Origin of the sequence: Corynebacterium macginleyi, from assembly GCF_003688935.1 — a bacterium.
Taxonomy (GTDB): Bacteria; Actinomycetota; Actinomycetes; order Mycobacteriales; family Mycobacteriaceae; genus Corynebacterium; species Corynebacterium macginleyi.
Genome location: NZ_REGE01000011.1, coordinates 17,377 through 41,520 on the forward strand (window position 1 = coordinate 17,377; position 24,144 = coordinate 41,520).

25 protein-coding genes are annotated in these 24,144 nt (G+C 57.1%); 7 read left to right on the forward strand and 18 right to left on the reverse strand.

Translation table 11 applies throughout. The features are described 5' to 3' along the window. Nucleotides 1–59: 59 nt before the first annotated feature. Both D9V82_RS08075 and D9V82_RS08080 read right to left on the reverse strand, forming a co-directional pair. A complete protein-coding gene (locus tag D9V82_RS08075) occupies nucleotides 60–1,280 on the reverse strand; it encodes a NupC/NupG family nucleoside CNT transporter (protein WP_121911895.1) in 1,221 nt (406 codons plus the stop codon). Nucleotides 1,281–1,315: 35 nt separating this feature from the next. After that, nucleotides 1,316–1,756, reverse strand: coding sequence for a cytidine deaminase (locus tag D9V82_RS08080; protein ID WP_121911896.1), 441 nt, complete (start codon nucleotides 1,754–1,756; stop codon nucleotides 1,316–1,318). 202 nt (nucleotides 1,757–1,958) lie between these two features. On the opposite strand from D9V82_RS08080, the gene D9V82_RS08085 reads away from it, so the two are divergent. Then, nucleotides 1,959–3,245 (forward strand): thymidine phosphorylase, encoded by a 1,287-nt coding sequence (locus tag D9V82_RS08085; protein WP_121911897.1) that lies wholly within the window; start codon nucleotides 1,959–1,961, stop codon nucleotides 3,243–3,245. Here D9V82_RS08085 and D9V82_RS08090 read toward each other — a convergent pair. The 10 genes from D9V82_RS08090 to D9V82_RS08135 all read right to left on the reverse strand — a co-directional run bounded on the left by D9V82_RS08090 (nucleotide 3,242) and on the right by D9V82_RS08135 (nucleotide 11,688). After that, nucleotides 3,242–4,366: a DUF1648 domain-containing protein gene (locus tag D9V82_RS08090; protein ID WP_121911898.1), complete on the reverse strand. Its 1,125-nt coding sequence runs from the start codon at nucleotides 4,364–4,366 to the stop codon at nucleotides 3,242–3,244. The genes D9V82_RS08085 and D9V82_RS08090 overlap by 4 nt on opposite strands. Further along, complete coding sequence (locus D9V82_RS08095; protein ID WP_121911899.1) at nucleotides 4,363–4,731, reverse strand: GntR family transcriptional regulator; 369 nt, start codon at nucleotides 4,729–4,731, stop codon at nucleotides 4,363–4,365. Before D9V82_RS08095 ends, D9V82_RS08090 begins: the two co-directional genes overlap by 4 nt. Nucleotides 4,732–4,852: 121 nt before the next feature. Further along, on the reverse strand, nucleotides 4,853–5,170 hold the full coding sequence (locus D9V82_RS08100; RefSeq protein WP_234458013.1) for an ATP-binding cassette domain-containing protein: 318 nt from the start codon (nucleotides 5,168–5,170) through the stop codon (nucleotides 4,853–4,855). Nucleotides 5,171–5,326: 156 nt separating this feature from the next. After that, nucleotides 5,327–5,794 carry a hypothetical protein gene (locus D9V82_RS08105; RefSeq protein WP_121911900.1) on the reverse strand — a complete coding sequence of 156 codons (468 nt, stop codon included), beginning with the start codon at nucleotides 5,792–5,794 and terminating at the stop codon, nucleotides 5,327–5,329. A gap of 22 nt (nucleotides 5,795–5,816) precedes the next feature. Continuing rightward, a complete protein-coding gene (locus tag D9V82_RS08110; protein WP_121911901.1) occupies nucleotides 5,817–7,577 on the reverse strand; it encodes an acetyl/propionyl/methylcrotonyl-CoA carboxylase subunit alpha in 1,761 nt (586 codons plus the stop codon). Between the two features lie 150 nt (nucleotides 7,578–7,727). Further along, complete coding sequence (locus tag D9V82_RS08115; RefSeq protein WP_121911956.1) at nucleotides 7,728–8,591, reverse strand: sulfurtransferase; 864 nt, start codon at nucleotides 8,589–8,591, stop codon at nucleotides 7,728–7,730. Between the two features lie 388 nt (nucleotides 8,592–8,979). Continuing rightward, a complete protein-coding gene (locus D9V82_RS08120) occupies nucleotides 8,980–9,396 on the reverse strand; it encodes a DUF3151 domain-containing protein (RefSeq protein WP_121911902.1) in 417 nt (138 codons plus the stop codon). A gap of 30 nt (nucleotides 9,397–9,426) precedes the next feature. Beyond that, nucleotides 9,427–10,014, reverse strand: coding sequence for a Maf family protein (locus D9V82_RS08125; RefSeq protein ID WP_121911903.1), 588 nt, complete (start codon nucleotides 10,012–10,014; stop codon nucleotides 9,427–9,429). Beyond that, entirely contained in the window at nucleotides 10,014–10,223 is a 210-nt protein-coding gene (locus tag D9V82_RS08130) for an acyl-CoA carboxylase subunit epsilon (RefSeq protein ID WP_121911904.1), read from the reverse strand. Before D9V82_RS08130 ends, D9V82_RS08125 begins: the two co-directional genes overlap by 1 nt. Nucleotides 10,224–10,227: 4 nt before the next feature. Next, nucleotides 10,228–11,688 carry an acyl-CoA carboxylase subunit beta gene (locus D9V82_RS08135; protein ID WP_121911905.1) on the reverse strand — a complete coding sequence of 487 codons (1,461 nt, stop codon included), beginning with the start codon at nucleotides 11,686–11,688 and terminating at the stop codon, nucleotides 10,228–10,230. Nucleotides 11,689–12,025: 337 nt separating this feature from the next. Here D9V82_RS08135 and D9V82_RS08140 point away from each other — a divergent pair, with 337 nt between their 5' ends. Genes D9V82_RS08140 through D9V82_RS08150 form a run of 3 tightly spaced genes read left to right on the forward strand, consistent with a single transcriptional unit; the run spans nucleotide 12,026 to nucleotide 14,470 of the window. Continuing rightward, entirely contained in the window at nucleotides 12,026–13,294 is a 1,269-nt protein-coding gene (locus D9V82_RS08140; protein WP_121911906.1) for a hypothetical protein, read from the forward strand. Between the two features lie 22 nt (nucleotides 13,295–13,316). Continuing rightward, complete coding sequence (locus D9V82_RS08145) at nucleotides 13,317–13,889, forward strand: hypothetical protein (protein WP_121911907.1); 573 nt, start codon at nucleotides 13,317–13,319, stop codon at nucleotides 13,887–13,889. A 2-nt stretch (nucleotides 13,890–13,891) separates the two neighbouring features. Next, nucleotides 13,892–14,470 carry a hypothetical protein gene (locus tag D9V82_RS08150; protein WP_121911908.1) on the forward strand — a complete coding sequence of 193 codons (579 nt, stop codon included), beginning with the start codon at nucleotides 13,892–13,894 and terminating at the stop codon, nucleotides 14,468–14,470. Between the two features lie 256 nt (nucleotides 14,471–14,726). Here the strand turns inward: D9V82_RS08150 and treS are convergent, their stop codons facing one another. The 5 genes from treS to D9V82_RS08180 all read right to left on the reverse strand — a co-directional run bounded on the left by treS (nucleotide 14,727) and on the right by D9V82_RS08180 (nucleotide 20,790). Further along, nucleotides 14,727–16,232, reverse strand: coding sequence for a maltose alpha-D-glucosyltransferase (gene treS, locus D9V82_RS08155; protein ID WP_121911909.1), 1,506 nt, complete (start codon nucleotides 16,230–16,232; stop codon nucleotides 14,727–14,729). A gap of 181 nt (nucleotides 16,233–16,413) precedes the next feature. Further along, nucleotides 16,414–17,235, reverse strand: coding sequence for a carbohydrate ABC transporter permease (locus D9V82_RS08165; RefSeq protein WP_121911911.1), 822 nt, complete (start codon nucleotides 17,233–17,235; stop codon nucleotides 16,414–16,416). After that, nucleotides 17,235–18,203, reverse strand: a complete 969-nt coding sequence (locus D9V82_RS08170) for a carbohydrate ABC transporter permease (RefSeq protein ID WP_121911912.1) — start codon at nucleotides 18,201–18,203, stop codon at nucleotides 17,235–17,237. The genes D9V82_RS08165 and D9V82_RS08170 overlap by 1 nt, the downstream gene beginning before the upstream one ends. 236 nt (nucleotides 18,204–18,439) lie before the next feature. After that, nucleotides 18,440–19,696: an ABC transporter substrate-binding protein gene (locus tag D9V82_RS08175; protein ID WP_121911913.1), complete on the reverse strand. Its 1,257-nt coding sequence runs from the start codon at nucleotides 19,694–19,696 to the stop codon at nucleotides 18,440–18,442. A gap of 101 nt (nucleotides 19,697–19,797) precedes the next feature. Further along, nucleotides 19,798–20,790, reverse strand: coding sequence for an ABC transporter ATP-binding protein (locus D9V82_RS08180; RefSeq protein WP_121911914.1), 993 nt, complete (start codon nucleotides 20,788–20,790; stop codon nucleotides 19,798–19,800). A gap of 43 nt (nucleotides 20,791–20,833) precedes the next feature. On the opposite strand from D9V82_RS08180, the gene D9V82_RS08185 reads away from it, so the two are divergent. Both D9V82_RS08185 and D9V82_RS08190 read left to right on the forward strand, forming a co-directional pair. Next, nucleotides 20,834–21,628 carry a biotin--[acetyl-CoA-carboxylase] ligase gene (locus D9V82_RS08185; protein ID WP_121911957.1) on the forward strand — a complete coding sequence of 265 codons (795 nt, stop codon included), beginning with the start codon at nucleotides 20,834–20,836 and terminating at the stop codon, nucleotides 21,626–21,628. Nucleotides 21,629–21,779: 151 nt separating this feature from the next. Further along, nucleotides 21,780–22,220, forward strand: coding sequence for a YdbT family protein (locus tag D9V82_RS08190; protein ID WP_121911915.1), 441 nt, complete (start codon nucleotides 21,780–21,782; stop codon nucleotides 22,218–22,220). On the opposite strand, the gene budA is transcribed toward D9V82_RS08190, so the two are convergent. Further along, nucleotides 22,198–22,929 (reverse strand): acetolactate decarboxylase, encoded by a 732-nt coding sequence (gene budA / locus D9V82_RS08195; RefSeq protein ID WP_121911916.1) that lies wholly within the window; start codon nucleotides 22,927–22,929, stop codon nucleotides 22,198–22,200. The genes D9V82_RS08190 and budA overlap by 23 nt on opposite strands. Between budA and D9V82_RS08200 the strand changes: the two genes are divergently transcribed. Beyond that, on the forward strand, nucleotides 22,915–24,123 hold the full coding sequence (locus D9V82_RS08200) for a 5-(carboxyamino)imidazole ribonucleotide synthase (RefSeq protein ID WP_167449760.1): 1,209 nt from the start codon (nucleotides 22,915–22,917) through the stop codon (nucleotides 24,121–24,123). The two genes, budA and D9V82_RS08200, sit on opposite strands and share 15 nt — an antisense overlap. Nucleotides 24,124–24,144 lie beyond the last annotated feature (21 nt).

Consider the following 24,144-nt stretch of genomic DNA (forward strand, 5'->3'; position numbering starts at 1 on the left):
CCGGATGGATGAATATCCAGCCAGGAGGGGATTTTGATGCTTGAAGAGCAGTGCGCTGGTTAGAGAACCATTGGCGCAACGATGACACCGACGATGGCGGCATTGAGCATATTGGTCAGGAAGCCACCGAAGAGTGCGCGTGGGCCAAGCTTGGCTACTTCCCCACGGCGCTCAGGAATCAGGCCACCGATGGAACCAATCTGGATGCCGATGGAAGAAAGGTTGGCGAAGCCAGCGAGGGCAAACGAGGAGATCAAGATGGCTTTATCGCTAAGTTCATCGATGCTTTCACCGAATGCGGTGTAGCCAACGAACTCGTTCAGGATGGTCTTTTGGCCGATGAAGTTACCCACCTCGAGGGCCTCGTTCCACGGCGTACCAATAAGCCAGGCCGCAGGGGCGAAGATAATGCCAAAGAGTCCTTCGAGCGACCAGTTATCTTGACCGAAGAGGGAGCCGATACCGCCAAGGATGGTAGAAAGCATCACGATCGTGGCGATGAAGGCGATAAGCAAGCAGGCAACCGCGATGGCGATCTTTCCGCCAGCCATGGCACCGCTACTGATGGCGTCGATGATGTTCTTGGATTCGTTATCGCGGACGTCTTTAACGGTGGCGTCGAGGTTCGTCTCTTCTGTTTCCGGCATGAGGCCCTTGGCGACGAGCAGGGATCCCGGCGCATTCATGAGCGATGCGGCGAGCAGGTACTCCAGGGGTGCACCCAAGAGCGAATAGCCGATCAATGTGGATCCGGCTACGGAGGCAAAGCCGCCGACCATACAGGTATAAAGTTCGGATCGGGTGAGCTTGGGCAGGTAGGGCTTAATTACCAGCGGTGCCTCGGATTGCCCGAGGAAGATCACGGTGGAGGCCCAGACCGATTCCACCTTGGAGGTGCCCATGAGCCATTTGATGGCGGATCCGACGTATTCCACGAAGTATTGAATAACCCGAAGGTAGTACAGGGCGGCGATGATGGCGCCCAAGAAGATGATCACGGGGAGCACATTGAGGGCGAAGATAAAGTCGTCCCCGAAGAGGCCACCGAAGACGAATTGGGTGCCCTCGTTGGTAAAGTCCGTGAGCTTTGTCAGCCCATTGGCGATGCCCTTGAGGGCCTTGAATCCAGGCTCCCACGCGAGGACTAAGAAGCAGAAGACGACCTGCAGGATAAGTCCCACGCCAATGGTGCGCCACTTGATATTTTTACGCGAGCTCGACAGGACATAGATCACTGCAAGAATGGCAATGATGCCGAGCAATCCTTGGAGACGTTCCATATTTTTTCTGACCGTTCTTTGAAGGGACTTTTTAGTTAGAGTGACTCTGGACCAAAGGAATGGGGGAGGATCTTGTCAAAGTCGTGGCTCCGGGGCTTGCCGTCGACGGAAACGATGACGCGCTCGCAGTTGAACTCCCGCAGGACCTGGCGGCAAGCCCCGCAAGGGTAACAAGGCGCGGATTTTAAACCGACGATAGCAACCGCTTTGATCTGCGGAATGCTGGGCAAGTGGCCATCGGTGGCCGTCACGCCTGAGGTGGTGACCATGTGCGCGGCGGCATTGCGTTCGGCGCAAATCCCCAGCGGGCTGGAGGCGTTTTCGACATTGCAACCGGTGACAATGCGGCCATCGGCAAGCAGCAACGCCGCACCGACTGGGAAGGAGGAATAGGGTGCCCAGGCGTGGTGGGCTGCCTTTTCGGCGAGGCTGAGCAATTCGGCATCGGAAGGAGGCGGATCCGGGCTGGCATTCATTGCGGTATGGGCTTTCTTTCTACGGTTAAAACGAGAGTGTTCTAATTCTCCATTAGAACAAAAAGAAAAATACTTGTTGACATCTGTTCTATAGGAAATGATAATTGGACGTGGTGAAGTGTACAACCACTATATATGATGCAGTAAATCACATTACGTGGGTGCAGGTTTTGGTGTCCACATCATTGCAGGAGGAGTAGTCATGGCGGAGAAATTCGATGCGGTGGATGTTATTCGTACCAAGCGTGACAAGGGGGTCCTTAGCCCAGAGGAAATCGACTGGGTCATCGATGCCTATACGCGCGGGGTGGTAGGTGATGAGCAGATGGCCGCGCTCAATATGGCGATCTTCCTAAATGGTATGAACCGGGAGGAAATCTCGCAGTGGACCCAGGCGATGATCGCCTCGGGTGAAACAATGAGCTTTAAGTCCCTATCTAAGAAGACTGTAGATAAACACTCCACTGGTGGTGTTGGCGATAAGATCACACTGCCGCTCGCACCCCTTGTGGCTGCCTTCGATGTGGCGGTCCCGCAGCTTTCCGGCCGCGGGTTGGGCCACACCGGTGGCACTCTGGATAAGCTGGAAGCCATTCCGGGCTGGCAGGCGGATATTTCCAATGAGCGATTGATGGAAATCCTGGAGGATCCGGGCTGTATCATCTGTGCGGCAGGATCTGGGCTAGCGCCTGCAGATAAGAAGATTTACGCCCTGCGCGATATCACCTCCACTGTTGAATCTATTCCGCTGATTGCGTCCTCCATCATGTCGAAGAAGATCGCCGAAGGTACCTCGTCTTTGGTCCTTGATGTCAAGGTAGGCTCCGGTGCCTTCATGAAGGATGAGACGCTGGCACGCGAGTTGGCGCAGACCATGGTGGACTTGGGCAATGACGCCGGCACCGCCACCACGGCGCTGCTAACGGATATGTCCACCCCATTGGGTCGAAAGGTGGGCAACGCGCTCGAGGTTGAAGAATCCATCGAGGTCTTGGCCGGTGGCGGACCTGGTGATGTTGTTGAGCTGACTCTGGTACTTGCGCGTGAGATGCTGGAGGCAGCAGGCGTCCATGATGCCGATGTGGAAAAGGCACTCAAGGATGGTCGCGCCATGGACAAGTGGAAGCAAATGATCAAGGCGCAGGGCGGCGACCCAGATGCCAAGCTTCCTGTGGCTACGCATACCCACGATGTCATTGCGGCATCCGATGGTTACTTGACTGAACTCGATGCTCTGTCCGTCGGTGTAAGCTCCTGGCGCCTAGGCGCTGGTCGTGCGCGAAAGGAAGACCCAGTACAGGCAACCGCGGGCATCGAATTGCATGCGGTCAAGGGGGAGAAGGTAACCAAGGGCCAGAAGCTTTTCACCCTGCACACGGAGACCCCGGAGCGCTTCGAGCGCTCCCTCGAGACTTTGCAGCAGGGCTTTAAGATTACGGACGCCCCGCTGGATAAGGAGCGCCAGATCATCCTGGACCGCATTGGTTAAATCAGGATTAACGGAAGCGCAATCGACCCGATGATGATGAGTGCTATGACGGCGAGGAAGACCTTTGCCTGCCACCTGGCGTAGTTGAAAGAAACTCCCACGCCTAAGCGCTTGTCCACCAGCACCGCTGGGTCATCGGGATTGTAGTACAGGATCCCCCACTTATAATGCTCGTCATTATCGGGGGATTCTTTGTCGCTATCCGGAAATTTCACCCCGCGCAGCTGTTCCTCGAGCTGCGATTGGGCGCGCAGGATCATCGCCACGATGGCGATGGTGCCGCAAATGGACATCACCACCATGGTGATAAAGGAGAGCCTAGCCAGGTCCTGGTAACCGGGTACCGGGCTGGTGATCTGCATAAACGACAGCCCAAGAGACATGACAAGCAGCAGGGTGCCCATCGCTTCGTTGGAGGCTGCAAGGTTTGCTTGATTCCGCAGCCGCGCCTTGATGGAGCGTTCCGAGCGTGGCTGAACCGCGGTGCGTTGGATAAGCCAGCAGATGCCGGCGAAAAGCAGCCACACTCCCAGCGTGATGAACGTGATGAAAAAGACGCTGCCGATGGACTTGTCGCTCCAACTATCGGGCTCCAAAGAATCATCCCAGTGCACTGGCACGGGATCGGGAATATCGGTCCAATGGGCGGCGACGATGAGCATACCGGCGATGATGACCAACAAGGAACCTAGCATGGTCAGCCAGGGGAAAGACGGGGTTGGTACATCAATATCCTGCACAGCGTCGGCGTCTCGCCCCGCTACTTGGGCGCTGACGGCGGTTTCTACACCGTCGAACCAGCCGCCGTCCTTCTTAGCGGCGATGATATAGCGGCGTTGGGAGAGGTAAGCCCACGTGCTGCCGATAATGACCAGCAGGGAAGACAAGGCCGCCACCCACGAGTGGTTTAAGTAGAAAAGCGAGAGAACCGTCGCAGCGATGCCCACAATCCACGTCCGGGTTTTGAAACCGGAAATTGCGTCGACCACAACCGGATCAGAAAGGTGACTGTGGGGAACGCGAACACCCAGCGGGGCGCCTGGCGCCGCCAGCGCCGGGATCGTGGTCATCATCCACGTTATGGCCAGCGTGGTGGCGGCCATGAGAATTGTGAGAATCATGATAGCTCCTTCAGTGTGGAGTCGAGATAGCCGTGGAGCTCATCGGCGGAAAAGCCCTGGGCGCGGGCAAGCGCCGCCACGCGGTGAAGGCGTTGACGTACCTGCTGTTCTTGCGCCGCGGTGTGCGCGCCGGGTCGAACGATTGACCCCGACCGGCCCGCAGTTTCGACGAGGCCATCAGTCACGAGCAGATCATAGGCCCTTTTGACGGTGGCCGGGTTGATGCCAATATCCGCGGCGACCTGGCGCACGGGATTGAGCTTGTCACCAGCAACCAGTTGTCCACGGGCGATGGCTAGTACGATTTCATCGTGGATCTGCTGGAAGACCGGCACATCCGCGTCGGGGTTAAGGGTGATGAGCATGGCTACCTTTCTCCACTATCTTTGTACTACTAAGAGCAGTACAGACTGTATTACTGGAAATAATACAGCCTGGAGGAAGAAGAACCTAGATATGGACCTGTGAGGTTAAGCTGAGCTCGTTTCAGAAACCCTCATCGAGGATGACAAAGTCTGGGTGATCAAAAAACGCGGCAATCTTTTCCGCTGCGCCAAAAACGTCGGCGATGGTTAAAGAGTCATGCAGGCCAAGATCTTGGTCTAGGTAGGTGACCTCTGGTGCCGAGAACGTGCCCGAGGATGGTGCAATTTGGCGGGACAGGACCTTAGCAAGGGTTGATTTTCCGGAGCCATTATCGCCAATCATCCCGGTAACCGAGTCAGGGATTGTTCCGGAAAGCTGAGAAAAGCAGGGTGTGCCATCTGGCCAGGTCAGGCTGAGACGAGAAAGAGAAATCGGCATGAAGAATCCGCCTTTAAAGAACGAGTGTGCAAGGTACGTCGAACTAGGCGAAAATCTTCATAGCACTCAACCGTAGCAGCTGTGGTGTAGAATAAAAATCTTTTGTAAAAATTTTCTCTTAGGGGCGCAAGAGGCCTGCAAGAAATGGGTACTAGATTAAAAGCGCCGGAAGAACTTACCTGGGGCAAGTTCCTCGAAGCCCGGTAGCGGCGTGGTGGACGCGATGCCGGGGGCGGTTTGCTCGGCCGCAAGATCGGTCGCGTTGTTCACGAGCAGGTCGTGGGCGCGGGAAGCCTCGTCGCTGGTGGCGTCGGTGCCGTCGGTGGTGACGATGAGCTCTGGGATGTCCTCGGGATCGAAGGGGGTGAGCCAGGTGGCATCGTCAAGCGGATCAGCATCTGGATCCCCAAGGAAGGCTGGGCCCTTGGTGGCGGCGGGGTAGTAGCGCAAGATTGCGGCACCCACAGGTGCTACGGTCGGGTCCTCATTGGCGGCAAGGGGCACAGCGATGACGCCGCCATCGACGATGGGGGACCAGTCCGCGATATAGGAGGGAAAGAGGCCCGCAAGGTAGTCGCGGTCCTCTTCCTTGGCCAAGCGAACGCCAAGAGAAGAATCAGTCATTCTTCCAGGTTAGCTGGCACTACTACTTAATTTCCAGCAGCTGCGCGCCCTTGGTGGTGGACGCACCTGCCTTGACCGCCAGGCCGGTTACGGTGCCGGACTTGTGGGCCTTGACTGGGTTTTCCATCTTCATCGCCTCGAGAACCACGACGATATCGCCCTCGTTTACCTCTTGGCCCTCTTCCACGTTCACCTTGATGACCGTACCTTGCATCGGTGCGGTTACGGCATCGCCGGACACCGAGGCCTTGGCACCGGCACCCTTGCGCTTTTTACGCTTGCGTGCGCCCGTAATGCCAAAGGTGGCGGGCAGGGACACCTCGATGCGGCGGCCATCGATTTCCACGGTGTGAACCTGGGAGGCCTCGGGCGCTCCGGCTTCCGCATCGGTGGAATCATCGTGTGGGGCCAGTTGGTTATCCCAGGCCTCTTCGATCCACTTGGTATAGACATCAAAGGAACCATTTTCTGCGGTAAAGGCGGGATCGGCGACGATGGCCCTGTCAAAGGGTAGCACAGTGGGCAGGCCCTCAACCTGGTATTCAGACAGGGCGCGGGCAGAGCGCCGCAGGGCGGTTTCCCGGTCCGGTCCCCAGACAATGAGCTTGGCCAGCATGGAGTCGAATTGCCCGCCGATGACGGAGCCCTGGACCACGCCCGAATCCACACGCACACCAGGACCGGCGGGTTCCGAGTACTTGACGATGGTACCGGGGGCGGGCATGAAACCGGCCGCAGCGTCTTCGCCGTTGATGCGGAATTCAAAGGCATGCCCGCGCGGTGCGGGGTCTTCGCTTAGTGAAAGCTTTTCACCCTGCGCAATCTTGAATTGCTCACGCACGAGGTCCAGCCCTGTCGTTTCCTCAGAAACGGGGTGCTCCACCTGGAGGCGGGTATTGACTTCGAGGAAGGAAATCAAGCCATCGGCGCCGACCAAATACTCCACGGTGCCGGCGCCGTAGTAGTTAGCCTCGCGGCAAATGCGCTTCGCGGATTCGTGGATGGAGGCGCGCTGCTCCTCGCTCAAGAAAGGCGCAGGCGCTTCCTCTACGAGCTTTTGGAAGCGGCGCTGCAGGGAACAATCGCGCGTGCCGACGACCACCACATTGCCGTGCTTATCGGCCAAGACCTGAGCTTCAACGTGGCGAGCCTTATCGAGGTAACGCTCGACAAAGCACTCGCCGCGACCAAAGGCTGTAATGGCCTCGCGGGTAGCGGATTCAAAAAGCTCCGGAATCTCTTCGACGGTGTGCGCCACCTTCATGCCGCGGCCGCCGCCACCAAACGCCGCCTTGATGGCTACGGGCAAGCCGTGTTCCTCTGCGAAAGCCTTGACCTCGTCCGCGTTGGCTACCGGGTCCTTGGTGCCAGGTGCCATGGGGGCTTCGGCGCGCTCGGCGATGTGGCGTGCGGTGACCTTGTCCCCCAAAGTGCGGATGGATTGGGGAGGCGGGCCAATCCAGGTCAGTCCGGCATCGATAACCGCTTGGGCAAAATCAGCATTCTCGGACAAGAAACCGTAGCCAGGGTGGATAGCATCCGCGCCGGACTTAGCGGCGGCATCCAAAATCTTGTCAAAGACAAGATAGGAATCAGCAGAGGTAGAACCGCCCAGGGCAAAAGCTTCATCGGCCAGCGTTACGAATGGTGCCTGCGCGTCCGGCTCGGCATAAACGGCGACTGAGGAGATCCCGGCATCGCGAGCAGCACGAATGACGCGCACGGCAATCTCACCTCGGTTCGCTATGAGAACCTTGGAGATCCTCTTGGTTTCTACTGCCACGGCAGTAACCTCCTGAATACACTTCGTTTACTACGGGTTCTATTGTTGCACACCAAAATAATAGGTCGTTCGCGTGGCACTAATTGTTACGCTCAAACAAAATAAAACCCACATCGTTGCGATGTGGGTTAGCGATGGCTCGACGAAAATCTACTTCTCAATCGGCATATTGACCATATTGCCCCACTCAGACCATGAACCATCGTAGACCTGCGCCTTTTTAAACCCCAAAAGGTAAGTGAGTACGAACCACGTAAAGGCAGCCTGCGCGCCTAGGTGAGAATACAAAATGGTGGGGGTATCCGGCTCCAGCATGCCGTAGTTGACCTTCAGGTCATCAACGCTACGGAAACGGGAGTTGGGATACGTCGCACGATCCCACTCCAAGTTGATTGCACCCGGAATGTGGCCGTGGCACATGGTCGTGCCATAAGGCGAGTTTCCATTGGGGTCGAACTCTGTCGCCTCACCCGCGAATTCTTCCGGGGGACGAGTATCCACCAAGGACCCCGTTGCCTCGCGTACATCGGTCACGAAGGCGCGCAGGAGGGAATCGTCCCGGGATACCTCGGGATAATCGGACTCGGGAAATTCTGGAACTATGAAGGAGGTATCGCGTTCTTCTGACATCCACGCATCGCGTCCGCCGTCGAGGAGGCGGACGTCCTGGTGGCCAAAGAGGGTGAACACCCACAGTGCATAAGCTGCCCACCAATTGGACTTATCCCCGTACAGGACAATGGTGTCATCCTTGTGGATACCTTTTTCCCGCATTAAGCGGGTAAATTCTTCCCCTGTGATGAAGTCGCGCGTTGGCGAACTCAATAGTTCGGTGCGGAAATTAATCCGGGTTGCCGTGGGAATGTGCCCGATATCGTACAGGAGGGAATCTTCATCGACCTCGATGACGCGTAACCCTTTGATGCCCAGGCGCGCGGACAGCCACGGAGCGGAAACGAGCCGCTCTGGGTGCGCATATTGCTGGAATGGGGGATAGGGGTCTGCTTCTGCCACGGCCCGCATACCTTTCTGTTAAAACAGGATGAATCGCTCCCACTAGTTTAACGCGAGTTTTCTCGATTTATCACTTCAATGTAGTGAAGGTGGCTTTCGATACATATCCAACGTAGTGTGAATCCAGCGGTAGAAATCGCGACCTAGCAAAGGAGTAAGCCGCGTCCGAGGTGGATACGTTTTAGGTTGTCGCTGTACCTCTACTTAGCGGCCCCATGGATTCGGTGCAGCGTTGAAGAATTTGGTTATGTTCTCCTCAGCTTTCTAGGGTTTCTTCAGATTTATCGTCCTCGTCCTGCTCGCTATTGTCTGCCATCTACCTGAAGGCGGATTGTATGCTGCGCGGTGATCCCCGCCGGAAAAGCGAGATTTTTCCGGGGACTAATGCTTAGTCGAGTAGTTTAGGGACGCTATCGGGGTCGGCATCGGAAAGCATCTGGCGAATCCGGTCGTATTCATTGTCTTCGCCGATGGCCTTGGCGGCGCGGCCGAGGGCCGCAATGGCGCGTAGGACACCTTGGTTGGGTTCGTGGGAGAAGGGGACTGGCCCCCATCCCTTCCAGCCGTTGCCGCGCAGACGGTCCAAACTGCGGTGGTAGCCGGTACGCGCGTAGGCATAAGCGGTGATGTACTGGTTGGGCTCTGCGCCGTCGAGCTTGTCGAGCTCGTGCTCCGCGAGCATGGCCCACAGCAACGGGGAATCTGGGTGGTCGACGATGCCGGACGCAGGTTCGGCCGCGTCTGCGGCGCCTGGATCAGTGGGTAACTTAATTGGTTCTGGGGCAAGCATGTCTTTCATTTCCATAGGACACACTCTAGCTATGCTCGTGCGGGCCTACCAGAAGTCACTAACGCCTAGACCAAAAGAGTAGAGCGCGCGGCGTACGACCGGCAAGGACAGCCCGATGACAGAAGATGGATCGCCGTCGATGCTATCGATAAACCAGCCACCCATGGCCTCCAGGGTGAACGCGCCCGCGCATTCTAAAGGCTCGCCGCTGCGGGCATAGGCTTCGATATCGGCTTCGGAAGCCTCTGCAAACCGGATGGTTGTCGTGGAGGTTTCCACGTGGCGCTGCATGCCAAAAATCACGCAATGGCCGGTAAGTAGCTGTGCGGTGCGGCCTGCCTGTTGGCGCCAACGCTCGACGGTGGCGTCGATGGTATGCGGTTTGCCTTGCAGGTGGCCATCCAATAGCAGCATGGAATCGCCGCCAATGACAGGTTCGTCGGGGTACCTGAAGGCGACCTTCTCGGCCTTGGCGGTAGCCAGCGCTGCCACGGTTGCGGCAGGCGAGTGCTCTGCCAACTGGGCTTCGAGGGCGCGCTCGTCTATATCGGCCGGTTCGAGCACCGGTTCCACGCCGGCCCCGCGCAGGATGGAGGCGCGCGAGGGGGATTGAGAAGCCAAAATAAGACGCATCAGTAATACCGTACGGTGTGGAAGGCAGAAGGATTAAAAACCCGCTGCGCGCCGTAGTGATCGAAGCGCTCACCAGGTCTGCCCCAGTGGTTGCGATCACCAAAGGCACCAGAGTGGTCCTTCTTCATCTGTTTGAGCACCGTCGCTAGCGCGGCGCGCTCTTCTTCCGTGGGGTTTCCCTTCAGGACTTTGATTTCAGGTTCAGACATTTTCCTACACAGTTCCGTGTTTCTTCGGTATTTGGGGCACCACCTTGCGCTCTAGCAGGCGCAGGCCTTCAACCAGGTAGTGGCGGGTGGCGGAAGGCTCGATGACATTATCAGCCAGGCCTCGCTCGGCCGCGGCATAGGGGTGCAAAAAGAGCTCGTCCATTTCTTCCTGCTTGTCCTCATCGCCGTAGATGGCCAACGCGGACTGGGCCGCCTCGGCAACGGCGATTTCTGCGGTCGGCCAGGCGTAGACCAAATCCGCGCCTAGGTCCTTAGAGCCCATAAACGCGTAAGCGGGGCCAATGGCTTTGCGGGTTACCACCGTAAGCTTGCCGACGCTCGCCTCCGCCTGCGCATAAGCAAACCCCGCCGCCCGGCGCAGGAGACCGGCCTTTTCTTCTTCCGGCGTGGTAACGAAACCGGGCGAGTCCACGAACTCGATGATCGGGGTATTGAAGGCATCGCACAGGCGCACAAAACGCGCTGCCTTTTCCGTCGCGGCCGAGTCCAACGCTCCACCGAGCGATAGCGGCTGGTTGGCAACAATCCCCACGGCGCGGCCATCCACGAAGGCAAAGCCTGTGATGATATTGGGCGCTGTCTTTGCTGAAAGCTCGAAGAAGGAGCCCTTATCGATGATCGCGTTAACCACTTCTCGCATGTCATAGACGTCCTCCTCCGAATCCGGGATGACCGAATCCAGATCGAACTCTGTGACTTCACGCGTATCGATACGCGTTGCCTCGGCGCAGTTATTGGCGGGCAGGTAAGCCAGTACGTCGCGAACTAAGGCGAGAGCTTCGTGCTCACTCGGGGCTGTTAGCTGCGCTGTGCCGGAGAGTGCGTGGACTGCGGCACTACCGAAGGTTTCCCGCTCCGTTTCGGTCACCTCGGTGGCTGTTTGGTGCAGGTTGGTGCCGTGGGTGACGATGAGGATATCGGCCAGCGTGGGCGCAAATGCCGCAATGCCGCTGGTATCCCCGGCCACCACGGAGATCTGCGGAATTAGCCCGGAGGCCTCGGTCGCGCGGGCGAGGATGCGGGCGTAGCCGGCCAGCGTGATGATGCCTTCTTGTACGCGCGGGCCGGTGGAATCATAGATACCAACAATGGGCACGCCGGTTTTCAGCGCAAGGTCGTAAACCTTGGCGAGCTTGTCCGCATAAACCTCACCCATCGTGCCGTCAAAGACGGTGGCATCCTGGCTGAAGATGCACACGCGGCGCCCGTCGATGGTGCCGTAACCGGTCACGATGCCATCGGTGTACGGACGTTCGTGCTCGCGACCAAAATCGGTGGAGCGGTGGCGGGCCAGGGCATCGGTTTCTACAAAGGAACCCTCATCGAGCAGCTGATTAACGCGGGTGCGGGCGGCAGGCTCGCCCTTCCCCAGCGGCGCGCGGGACTCGGCGAGCTTGTTGTCCAGGTCCTCAATCTTGCCAGCGGTGGTCTTCAGGTCAGTCATAGGCGCTGAGTTTACTAGTGGAAGCTACACGATGCGGAAATTGCGCGCTTTCGCGCAGTGTCACAGGCCGATGACGGCGGGCTGTCGGTGTGGCACCGGTGCAACCCGAGGAGCAGTCAGCTTGTGGGAGAAGTTAATGCCCTCTTTTGGGGGTATAGGGTAAAAAGTGCTGTACATGCTTTTAACCGGTAAGGGGTGTTTTCGATCCTATTGAAGATCAATATCGTAAGAAGACATTGCTGAAACTGTTGAAGATCTATTACGAAGAGCTTAAAATTAGGTGTGTCTTCATGAATAATTTTTCGTATCCTTAAACAACCACAAGGATGGTCTTCTGGTGATTTCTAAAAGACTGCGACTTGTCGCGCCGGTTGCCATCGTGGCACTACTTGCACCTGCGGCGCAGGCGCGAGATATTCCTCCGATGCCACAGGCATATCCCATCACTAACCTCTATAAAAGCTGCAGTGCCGCCGGTGACAATACCGAACGCGAATGGCGGTTTGCAGAAACAGGACGTCGCTACATGAGCGACGGAACCTTGCAATTCAAAAACACCACTGACCAAGAAGTGCCCTACACCGCCGAGGTGGAAACCGGCACCAATCACGTAATTGATGCCAACTCCAAGGCCAAGTTGCCCTCTGGTTGGGACACCACCGCCAAGTCTGATATTGGTCTAAAAATGGCCAATGGTTGGCGAGACAAGGAAACCTTCGGGCCCATCAAACTTAAACCCGGTGAATCCTTCCGCGTGGAATACGGCGTAGTGGAAAAAGATTTTATTTCCATGTTTGTTGGCTGCAATGATGACCGCCTTGAAAACATCCCCGGTGCCAACGTCATCCGGGGCAAAGGTCCAGCAGAACGTTATGCCTTTGCCTATATCATTAAGGCAGATGGATCCGTATCTGACCTAGCAATGGAGATTCCATCTCGTTCCGGAAGCACTAATTCTAGGCCCATCGAAGGTAACTACACTGCTGTTTCTGGACCCAGCTTGGAAAAGATTGCTGATCCCAAAAAAGATGAGATCATGCAACCAGCCGCTGAACTCCAACGCGATGATGCCTGGCCCGAGGAAGGCCAAAAGTGCGAAGCCAACGATAACTCTTGGTACCCGCTGGATATCACCGCGGTGACACCAACCTTCCGCAAGCCTGGTTATTCCACCGACTTCCTCAACTGGTCTCAAGGAGACTATGAATTTGCACCAGTAACGGATTTCGTAGTTGGCGCCCAGCACGATCCGTACACCAATTGGCGAGGCAATAGGGGTGATATTCCACAGGGCTGGCTCGAATCTGTCGGCGCCATCAAGCGTGCCTATATGCCGGTTGGTACTGAACTCAAACACGTAAATCTTGAACCCGGAGAGCGCGTTCGCGTGGAGTACGGTACCACCATGACCCGCATCAACTATCGCGAGGTACACTGCGGAAGATCCGGTGCGTACGACTTAATCTCGAATTATAAGCAGACCACCGCCCCGAGTGGTTTCTGGGCTGAAGCCGCGATCACTTCCAATGACGGCAGTACCCGCATAGTAGACGTCACCCCTGACGAATATCGCGACCTGCCCGTACCGACCCAAACCATCTACTAACGACCTACTAGGAGTACATCTCATGCGCATGTCCAAGATTGCGTCCACCACCGCGGCGTTGGCCGTTGCCACCAGCCTCCTCATTGCCCCAGCCGCTAGCGCATTGCCGCAGCGCGACCTGGGCCCAGCGAACCCGACCACGATTGGCGAGCGCTGCGCCAATCCTGGCGATACCGGACAGACCATTGATATTAAGCGCACCTACTTTGACGGTTCCGCCGGCACTTGGACTGTTTCTAACTACAACGATGAGCCGCTTCCGGTGACTCGTTCTATCAGGGAAACCAAGACTAAGACCTGGAACGTTTCTGCTGGTGTGGACTTCAAACTGCTGGATCTGATTCACTTCACCTTCTCCTCCAGCTACACCTCCAGCCAGACCTACGAGGTAGGCGAGCAGGTCGGCCCATACAATATCGCTCCGGGTAAGACCGCTGTACTGAAGGCTGGCTGGGTAGTCTCTGACTTCGAGGGACAAAAGACCGTGTGCGGTTCCGACCGTACTTGGCAGCCCAATGGCGGTAAATTTACCGCAACTCTGCCCAAGGAACGCCACGTCGCGATTTCCACGCGCGATAACAAAGATTGGGGTTAAACTTGAAGGTCAAGTCCATCGCTAGTGCGATAGCAGCGCTGAGCTTGGTGGCCGTTCCTATCGCCCACGCCTCTGACTTTGGCGGAGATTTCGATCTTCCCCAGCGCTGGAATGATGACTATAAGCCCGGTGCGCATTGCTCAACGCCGGGGGCGAATGCCACCTACGTCACCGCGAAGCGCCGCTGGTTCAAGCAAACCGATGCTGCCAGCGTTGCAAACCATAATGCTGAGCCAGTGCCGGTCAAACACACCGTGACCAAAGCACGAACGGAAACCGTTAAGGTTTCTGGTTCCGCGCGCGGAGAAGGAGAACTGGCCAAGATCCTGACTCAGACCTATGGTTTCAACTACGTGAGTGAACAGCACTGGAAGATTAACCAAATAGTTGGGCCATATACCTTGCCTGCTAAATCCCAAGGCAAGTTGGTGTGGGGCTTTACCATGCTGGACACCGACGGCCAAGATGTGCGTTGCAATCGAGATCAAGTATGGGAAACGGTAGGAAGACCATACTCGGCGAGTGTCCCTGAGGCTCGCTATTCCGAGCTGCGCTTAGATGACGCTCCGGATTGGAGTTAATTCATCACAAGATGAGCCCAGCCGCACCCTGTGAGTGGGTGTGGAGCTGGGCTCTTTTCGTGGCAGCTGAGGTTCCTTATTAGATGTGCACCCCCTAAAGTGCAAGGTCTTATGCGACATTTGAGGAAGATTTGCGATATCTGAGGGCCTGGTTTGCTCAGTTATCGCAGTGGAGGATGCACAAATTGCAAAGCACGCGTCCGTACTCCAGCATGGCCGACCGCGCAGCGGTCATGCTGGGCCAAAGACAGCCGCCTTAAGCCGGGAGCCAAGCCCAGCCGTAAGGCCCTAGCTCAACGGTACCAAGGTCAACGCAGCGATCGCTGAAATTGTGGAGGCACAACAGGTTGCCGCGCTGGTAACCGAGCACGCTTTTCTTACCAGTTTCCACCGGCTCACAGGGTGCCGTGCCCAGCTCGGGGTGCGCGTGGCGTTCAGCAATCATTGCGCGCACCCTATGCAGTAGGGAGGTGTCATCATTGATTTGGGATTCTACGGAAGTGCCGCCGACGATGGGCAGCCGCGCCGGGGTGCGGGTGCTAAAGCCTGCGTGCTTGCTATCGTCCCACTGCATTGGGGTACGAACGGCATAGCGATCCGGCAAAGAGGTATCATCAAGCATGCCGATTTCATCGCCATAATAAATAAAAGGCGCGCCCGGCAAGGTCATCAGCAGCGAAAACATAAGCTCCACTTTGTTGCGGTCCCCGCCCATCAACGGCATAAGTCTCCTGGCGATGCCCACATGAGCCCGCATACTATCGTCCGGTAGGTACGCCTGATACATCAGTTCACGGACGTCATCATCGACCATTTCTAAGGTTAGCTCGTCGTGGTTGCGCAAGAAGGTTCCCCATTGGCACCCCTCGGGCAGCGGTGGCAGCTGGTCGAGGATATCGTAGACAGGGGTGGCATCACCAAGCGCAAGGGCTTGGTAAAGCCGCGGCATAACCGGGAAGTTGAAAACCATGTGGAAGCGGTTGCCGGAGCCGTAGTACTCCATAGTTTCCTCGGGCGGTTGGTTGGCCTCCGCGATAAGGACGGCATCGGGATAGTGGGCATCCATGAAGGCGCGAATCTTTTCTACGAACTCTACCGTCTCCGGGAGGGATTCGCCGCCGAGTTCGTTCCGCTCGAATAGGTATGCGATAGCATCGAGACGCAGGCCATCGAGGCCCTTATCCATCCAGAAAGACAAGATATCAAAGACCTCGTCCTGCACATTCGGGTTATCGTAATTGAGATCCGGCTGGTGGGAATAGAAGCGGTGGAAATAGTACTGCTGGCGCTCCTCGTCCCAGGTCCAGTTGGAGGTTTCGACGTCCGTGAAAATGACGCGGATTTCGGGGTAGCGCTCGGGATCATCGCCCCAGACGTAGAAATCCCCGAAGGGTCCGTCCGGATCAGAGCGCGAGGCCTGGAACCAAGGGTGATCGGAGCTAGTGTGGTTGAGCGCTAAGTCCGTCATGATGCGCATATCGCGGCGGTGCAATTCCTCGATCAGTTCTTCCAAATCCTCCATCGTGCCGTAATCGGGGTGTATGGAGTAATAATCGGCGATATCGTAACCGTCATCGCGCAGTGGCGAGGCGTAAAAGGGAGAAAGCCACAGACAGTCCACACCTAACCACTGGAGGTAATCTAGCTTGTCGATGACCCCGCGCAGCGTACCGATCCCCTTGTTCTCGGCCCCATTATTGCTGGAGTCTTTAAACGAACCCACGAGGGCTTGGTAGAAGACGGCGTTGTGGTACCAGCTCATTGCAGATCCTTTCTTTTTGCCCGCCATGCAAGATACGTCAGTGCGCAGAGTGTGCCGGCCACCAGTCCAGGCCATATGGCGGGGGAGTCGTGAAATAAGTTCACTATGGCCTGGAGGACCGCTAGAGATGCGAAAAAGCCGAGGAATCCGAGGAGCGAATCCCACAGCAGGGGCCGGCGCATTAGGCCTTCACCCCTCCTGCGGTCAGGCCAGCGACGATGCGGTGCTGGAAAATGAGCACCATGATGATAAGCGGAATGGTTACCAATGCACCAGCCGCCATGGTTGCGGCATACGGGTACTCGAAGGCCGAGGGGCCAGAGAACCGGGCTATGGCGACCGTGACCGGTTCGGTACTCGTCGTGGACAGCTGCTTTGCCAGCATGAATTCATTCCACGTGGTGATAAAGGCAATGATCGCGGTGGTAAAGAGCGCCGGGGCAGCTAACGGCAGGAGGACGAGGCGGAAGGCCTGGGCGCGCGACGCGCCGTCAACGCGGGCGGCCTCCTCAAGCTCCCACGGCAGCTGTCGGAAGAAGCTAAGTAGGGTGTAGACCGTAAGTGGCAGAGCGAAGGAGATATTCGGGATGATCATCGCACGGTAGGTGCCGATCCATTCCATGCGGCCGAAGAGCTGAAAGAGCGGGGTAACCAACGCGATGGCGGGGAACATGGAGGCCGCCAGGATGATGCCGGTTACTATACCCTTACCAGGAAAGTCATAGCGCGAGAGCGCATAGGCAGTAAATACGCCGACCAAGACGGCTACTGCGGTGGTCGCGAGCGAGATGAACAGCGAATTGCCCAGCGCGCCGAGGAAGTCATTGCCCTTATCCGTCGCGAGGGCATCGCGGAAATTATCGAGCGTGATATGCGTGGGCCAAGGTGTGGTATCAAAGGTGAATTCCTGGCTGCGCAGGGCGGTGACCACCATCCAATAAAAGGGGGCAAGGCCCCAGAACATGATGAAGATAATACCTGCGTAGTGTCCGAATGTACGCATTATTTTTCCCGCTTTCTGCCGGAGACATCCGCGCCGAGGAAGCGAATGAGGATGAAGGCGACCAAGAAGATGAGCAAGAAGATAAGGGTGGATAGTGCCGAGGCGGAATTGAAGTTACCTTGACGCATATCTTCTACCACCAGCTGGGAAATGGTGGCGGTAGGGGAATTGGATGAACTCGAAATCATGATGACGGGCAGGTCATACATACGCAGCGCATCCAGCGTGCGGAATAGCACGGCTACCATCAGAGCCGGGCGCACCAGCGGTAGAGTGATGCGGAAAAAGGTTTGCATACGGTTGGCTCCGTCGACGCGGGCAGCATCGTAGATATCTTTGGGGATCATCTGTAGGCCAGCGAGGATGAGCAGCGCCATAAAGGGAGCGGTCTTCCAGACATCAGCGATGATGACGGCCAGGCGCGCATAAAACGGGTCTGTGGTCCATGCGATATTCGCGCCAAGTAAGGAATTGGCTATGCCATCCGGGGCGAACATGAACTGCCACAGCTTGGCCGTCACGGCGGTAGGAATGGCCCAGGGGATAAGCACGGCGGCGCGCACCAAGCCGCGACCGCGGTACTCACCGTTCATAATGATGGCCATGAACATGCCGAGGAGGGTCTCTAAGGCGACTGTGACCACGGTGAAAAATAGCGTGATTTTCACGGCGGGCCAGAAGTCGGTGGCGATAACTCCGGGCGGGCACGTCGTGATTTCACCCGCGCCGGAAATACAGCGGTTATTGATCCAGTAAAGGTAGTTGTCTAAGCCGGTAAAACCGCCTTCTTCAAAGAGGCCCGTTTTGGGGTTGAGTTGCCGGTTTCCCTGAAAAGACAGGATGACCGCCCGCACGATGGGATAGCCGATGATGATGCCCAGCACGATGAGCGCCGGGGCGATCAGCGCAGCCGGCCGCCCGAGATTGGCAAATTTGCCGGATTGAGGGGCGCCCTTGGGCCTTTTCAATCGTGAGTGCGTCTGTTGTGTCGGCGAAGTGGTGACCACGGTAGTTCGCTTTTCTGATTTAAGATATTTTTCTAGTGCGCTTGATTCTATCCCCAGCTAGGGTGGGAAAATCACAATGGGTGAGGCTGTGGCGTATCTGCCCTCCTCACCCATCTCTACACTAGAGGTGTGCTATATATTTCTTGGCTTTAAGCATGCTTCCTGCTCGTGACATACGAGGTGCTGGAAATATACCTTTAACCCTGTGAAGCAGAATCGATGGCTGCCTTCATATCCGAGGCGGCATCCTTGACCGATTTGCCATCCGTCAACGCGGCATAAGCATTATCCTGGATGGCCTTAGAGATGGCGGAGTAGAACGGCGATACTGGGCGCGGTGCGGCGTTTTCCAGCGATTCCTTCAACGCTGGCAGGTAGGGGAATTCCTCCTGGAGCTGGGGGTCATCGTAGATAGAAGAAAGAACCGGCGGGAAGGACTGCTCCGCAAAAGACTTCTGGTTCTCTTCGTTGATGATGAACTTCATGAACTCCAGGGCGGTGCCCTTGTGCTTGGAATTGATATTGATGCCGTTGTTATAGCCGCCCAAGGTGGATACGCCAACGCCGTCTTTGCCCAGTGGTGCCTGAACCTCGACGTCGATGCCGGCGTCTACGGCATTGCTGTACATGTAGGGCCAGTTCACTGCGAAGGCGGTCTTACCTTCGGTGAAGGCCATGTTGGTCTCTTCCTCTGTGGCGGCGGTGGAATCCTTGGAGATAATTCCGCCTTCATACGCATCCACCATGGCCTGCAGGCCTTCCTGGGCTTTTTCGGAGTCGACGGCGGCATTGCCGTCATCATCAAGCACCGAGCCGCCCCAGCCCTCTATGAAGCCAGCGGTATTGAGCGCTAAGCCCTCGTACTGCTTGAGCTGTGTGGTCAGGCACTTCTTGCCGTCTTTTAGTGCCTTGCAGGCGGATTCGAGGTCGGCGAATTTCTCTGGGGTAGCCTCCGCGAGCTCAGTATTGCGGAAAAGGAGCTGGCCGTTGGTGTTTTGTGGCAGCGCATACAGCACGTCATTGTAGGTTGCCGATTCGACGGTGGCGGGCAACAGCTCCGAGGTATCGGTCTCGAAGTCACCCTTGAGCGGCTGGAGCCACTGATTGGCAGCGAACTCCGCAGTCCAGACCACATCGAGGGCCATGACATCGTAGTCATCATTGCCGGCCTGGAGGGACTGCACCAGGGTCTCGCGCTGGGCATCGGCCTCGCCCGCGAGCTCCTTGAGCGTGACCTTTTCATCCGGATTTTCTTCATTCCACTTATCGATGATGGGAGTGATTTTATCTGTGTCATTCTTGCCCATGGCAAAGGTGATGGGGCCGTGGGAGTCAGTGCCGGAACTGGATGCGGAGCCATCCGCGTTATCTGCACCATCGTTAGACGTCGAGCAGCCGGTCAGCGCCAGTACTGCCGTGGTGGCAACTGTGGTGCGAATGAAGTACTTCTTCATGGGGAATTCACCTTTCAAAAAGCTGGGGTGTTCCTTACAAATAATTTACAAACACCGTACACAGGATAGACTTTGATTATCCACCTCTAAATGGGGGTAATTTAGGGGGTGGAGATGCGTTGTCCGGTTTCTGGATCGAAACGATGTGCAGCGCCTTTATCAAAGGTCAATAAAACCTCATCACCGCGTTGCGGCGGGATGCCTTCGCAGCGTGCAACGAACCGGTCACCGCCCACCGTGGCATAGACAAAAGATTCCGAACCCAATTCTTCAACCAAGTTGACCACACCACGCAGGCCTTCTGCCCCCTCATTGAGGTGCATATTTTCCGGGCGGACGCCTAGGCGCTCGCCGTTGTAGTCAAAGATATTCATCGCAGGCGAACCAATAAAACCAGCCACGAACTCATTTGCAGGTTTCGTATAAAGCTCGCGCGGCGGGGCAACCTGTTGTAATTCGCCATCCTTAAGCACCGCTACCCGGTGTCCCAGCGTCATCGCCTCGACCTGGTCATGGGTGACATAGACCGTGGTGGTACCCAGCCGCTGCTGCAGGCTCGCTAATTCTGTACGAGTTTGCACGCGCAGTTTTGCATCCAGGTTAGAAAGCGGCTCATCCATGAGGAAGGCCTTAGGATTGCGCACAATGGCACGGCCCATGGCTACGCGCTGGCGTTGACCACCCGATAGGTCCTTGGGCTTTCGCCTCAAAAATTCGCTTAAGCCTAGCATCTCCGCCGCTTCCTGGACCTTTTGCTTGATTTCAGCCTTGGGGAGTTTGGCCAGTTTGAGGGAAAACCCCATGTTTTCTTCCACCGATAGGTGCGGGTAGAGCGCATAATTTTGGAAAACCATTGCGATATCGCGATCGCCTGGCTCAAGGCCTGTGACATCTAGATCGTCGATTAAAATCTGGCCACTTGAGATTGGTTCAAGGCCGGCCAGTGCGCGCAGCGTTGTGGACTTGCCGCAGCCAGAAGGACCTACCAAGACGAGGAACTCGCCGTCCGCGATTTCCAAGTCTAATTCCTTCACGGTAGGCGCCGCCGCGCCGGGGTAGGCGATATTTACCTTTTCAAAAGTGACCTTTGCCATGCGCAACACATTAGCATCACCGGTGGGCGGTATCTTGGAATCTATGACTGCACTTGATAAGCACCGCATCCGCACCGCCTTGGCAGAAGACTTCACCACCGTCGATTTTGTGGAGCAGACCGGTTCTACCAACACCGATCTGATGCAGACCACCAGTCTCGCCCATGGCACCGTGCTGTTTGCGGATGAGCAACTATCTGGCAAGGGCCGCCTCGGCCGCTCATGGACGGCGCCAGCCGGCTCACAGGTGATCTTTTCCGTGCTGCTCTTACCCAATTCCCTTGATTACTTGGGTACCTTGCCGCTCGCCGCGGGCCTGGCCGTGACCGATTCCATTGAGGGCTCCGTGCTCAAGTGGCCGAATGATGTGCATATCGATGGTAATAAGCTCTGCGGCATCCTTGCTGAGGCCGGACCGGTGGGCCAATCCTTCACCTCCGCCCCGAAGACAGAGGTCAATAAGACCGTCGGTGGGCAGACGCCCTCCGCGCGCGTCGTCGTGGGCATGGGCATTAATGTCACGCTTACCCGCGAGGAATTGCCCATCGAAAAGGCCACCTCGTTGGCTTTGGAGGGCCGCGATACCGATCGCACCGAGCTGGCCATTACCGTGTTGAAAAATCTGCGTCGGCGCATTACGCAGTGGGAGAACCAGGATCCGCAGCTTATGCAGGATTACCGCGCGGTGTGCTCATCCATTGACCAGGAGGTGCGGCTGGAAACCCCGACCGGTGATGTCACCGGACGCGTGGAGGGCATCAGCGATGACGGACGGATTAGTGTGGCGGGGGAGTACTACTCCGCCGGCGATGTGACCCATCTGCGTCCGGCACGATAAGCGCTGCACGATAAGCGCTGCACGATAGGCATCGAGCGGCAGGCTTCGTGCGGCGGGCTTAGTGCGGCAGGCATTGCGCGGTTAGCGCCTGGAATCCGCGTAGTCCGAGTAGTCCGAGTAGCACTGTCTGGCACTGGTATTATGCAGGGCTATGGGATTGATGAAGATGGGCCAAGGCGAGGTCAAGCGCGCGGATGTATCCGCGCCGTTTCGCGCGCTCGTTTTCCCATTTCTGGAGCTCATACTCATTACCGGCGTGCTGTGGATTGCCATCGGCTGGTGTGATGCCCAGGGAGTCGATCCGGTGGTGCGCAACGGGCTCGTCGTCTTATGGGCCGGGCTGAGCACCTGGCGCTTCCTAATTCCCTTGTATAAGGCCCGCCGCAAGCGGTTCATAGTGACCAATCGCCGCGTCATCGTGCGGGAAGGCCGCCACATTGATTCGATTCCGCTGGAAGATATTCGCGGCGCCCGCAAGCGCCGCGGCGGTATTTCCATTGCGCTCAACGGCTGGGACAGGGCGATGTATTTTCCTATGGTGGCCAAGCCCAAAAAGGTAGCGGAAATTATTAATGACCGCCCGTGGTTTTAACCTCGGTGGTATGCAATTGCTTATCCAGGTCCTCTGGTGCGAGGTTGGCGCGGCCGAATTCTTGGGTCAGCGGCAAGCGCAGCTCTAAATCGGAACTGGGACACAGCTCGATTTTCGCCTCATCCACCGTGTAATCCAGCACGTGGCCGCCGGATTCCCGCGCGGCGTCTATAAAATGTACGTGGCAGCCGGGCACCGAAATTCCGCGCTCGTAGACGGGTGTGCGGAAACCGCCGATGACGCCTTCGACATTGCTAAAGTGCAACTCCTTATCGCTGCCGACCGCCTCGGTCATTGGGGGGTAGGGCTTGGTTTGTTTCACCACGGTGCGCGTGGTGACCTCAGAAAACCTGCCCGTGATACGGACCGCGTACATGTAATTAGCGGAGGGTTCCACCTCATCGATGAAGGCGGAAAGCTCGTCGCGGCCCAGGCCCCGTGGGGCATCGACAAGAATGCGCGGCACAAAATTGGTGGCTACGGCATAGGGGGTTTGCTGGTCCAAGTCTGCGACCCGCGCGGAGCCGTCGCCGCGCAGCTGGTAGCAGGTGCCGTCTAAGATGATCATTTCCCCATCGAGACCGTTAAACGTACCTATACCAAAATTGCCTTTAGCTAGCAGCTCAGAGATGGTCATCTCGCCGTCATAAATGCCATCAAGGAGGGCGCTCATGAGCGAGTTCTGGAAGATCGAATGACGGGTAAACATGGTATCCAAGCTAGTATTGTGGGCGTGAGTGTCTCAAAACCTATTGTAACTGTCTGTGGCGACGGTCAGCTGGCGCGCATGATGCAACCTGCCGCTGCGGAGCTCGATATTCATCTGCGGATTCTTGCTGGTAGCCCGGATTCTTCTGCGGCGCAGGTTACCCGTGACATTGTGGTGGGCGATTACCACAAGTACGAGGATCTGCTCGCGGCAGCCCGCGGCGCGGATGCAGTTACCTTTGAGCATGAGCATGTGCCCGGTGAGCATTCCGCCGCGCTTATCGATGCCTCCTTTAACGTCCAGCCCCAGCCCAGTGCCCTGCGCTATGCCCAGGACAAGCTGGATATGCGCGAAAAGCTCTCCGCTTTGGGAGCCCCCGTTCCCCGGTTTAGCGCTATCGAATCCGTTGCCGATGCCCGCGCTTTTTTCGATGCCGTGGCCGGGCGCGTGTGCCTCAAGGCACGCCGCGGTGGCTATGACGGCAAAGGCGTGTGGTTTCCTGCGGATGCTGATCTCGATGAGCTCGTCGCCGAGCTGCTAGAGTCTGGCACGCCCCTCATGGCTGAAGAAAAGGTAGAGCTGACCCGCGAGCTATCCATCTTGATAGCGCGGCGCTCATCGGGTGAGGCCAAGGTCTGGCCCATTACCCAGTCCCGCCAGGCCAACGGCATCTGTGCCGAGGCCATCGCGCCCGCGCCCGATCTCTCGCCTGAGCTGGCAGAACGCGCCTCTGCGCTGGGGCTTAGCATTGCTGAATCCCTCGGCGTGACCGGTGTGCTGGCCGTGGAACTTTTCGCCTTCAACGGTGAAGGTGGCGAGGATATTTCCGTTAACGAATTGGCCATGCGCCCGCACAATACCGGCCACTGGACCCAGGATGGCTGCGTGACCTCGCAGTTCGAACAGCACCTGCGCGCTGTACTCGACCTGCCCTTGGGTGCCGTAGATGCCCTTGCACCGGTGACCGTTATGGCCAATGTGCTCGGTGCGGCTGAAGACCCCGATATGCCCATGCCGCAGCGCGTGCGTGAGGTTATGGAACACTACCCGCACGCCAAGATTCATTTGTACGGCAAGGATCACCGTGCCGGTCGCAAGATTGGTCACGTTAATGTCGCTGGTACATCGCTCGCGGAGACCCGTGATGCCGCCCACCAGGCCGCGCACTTTCTCATGCACGCTACGTGGGCATAACTCTTAAAATTTAGAAAGGAC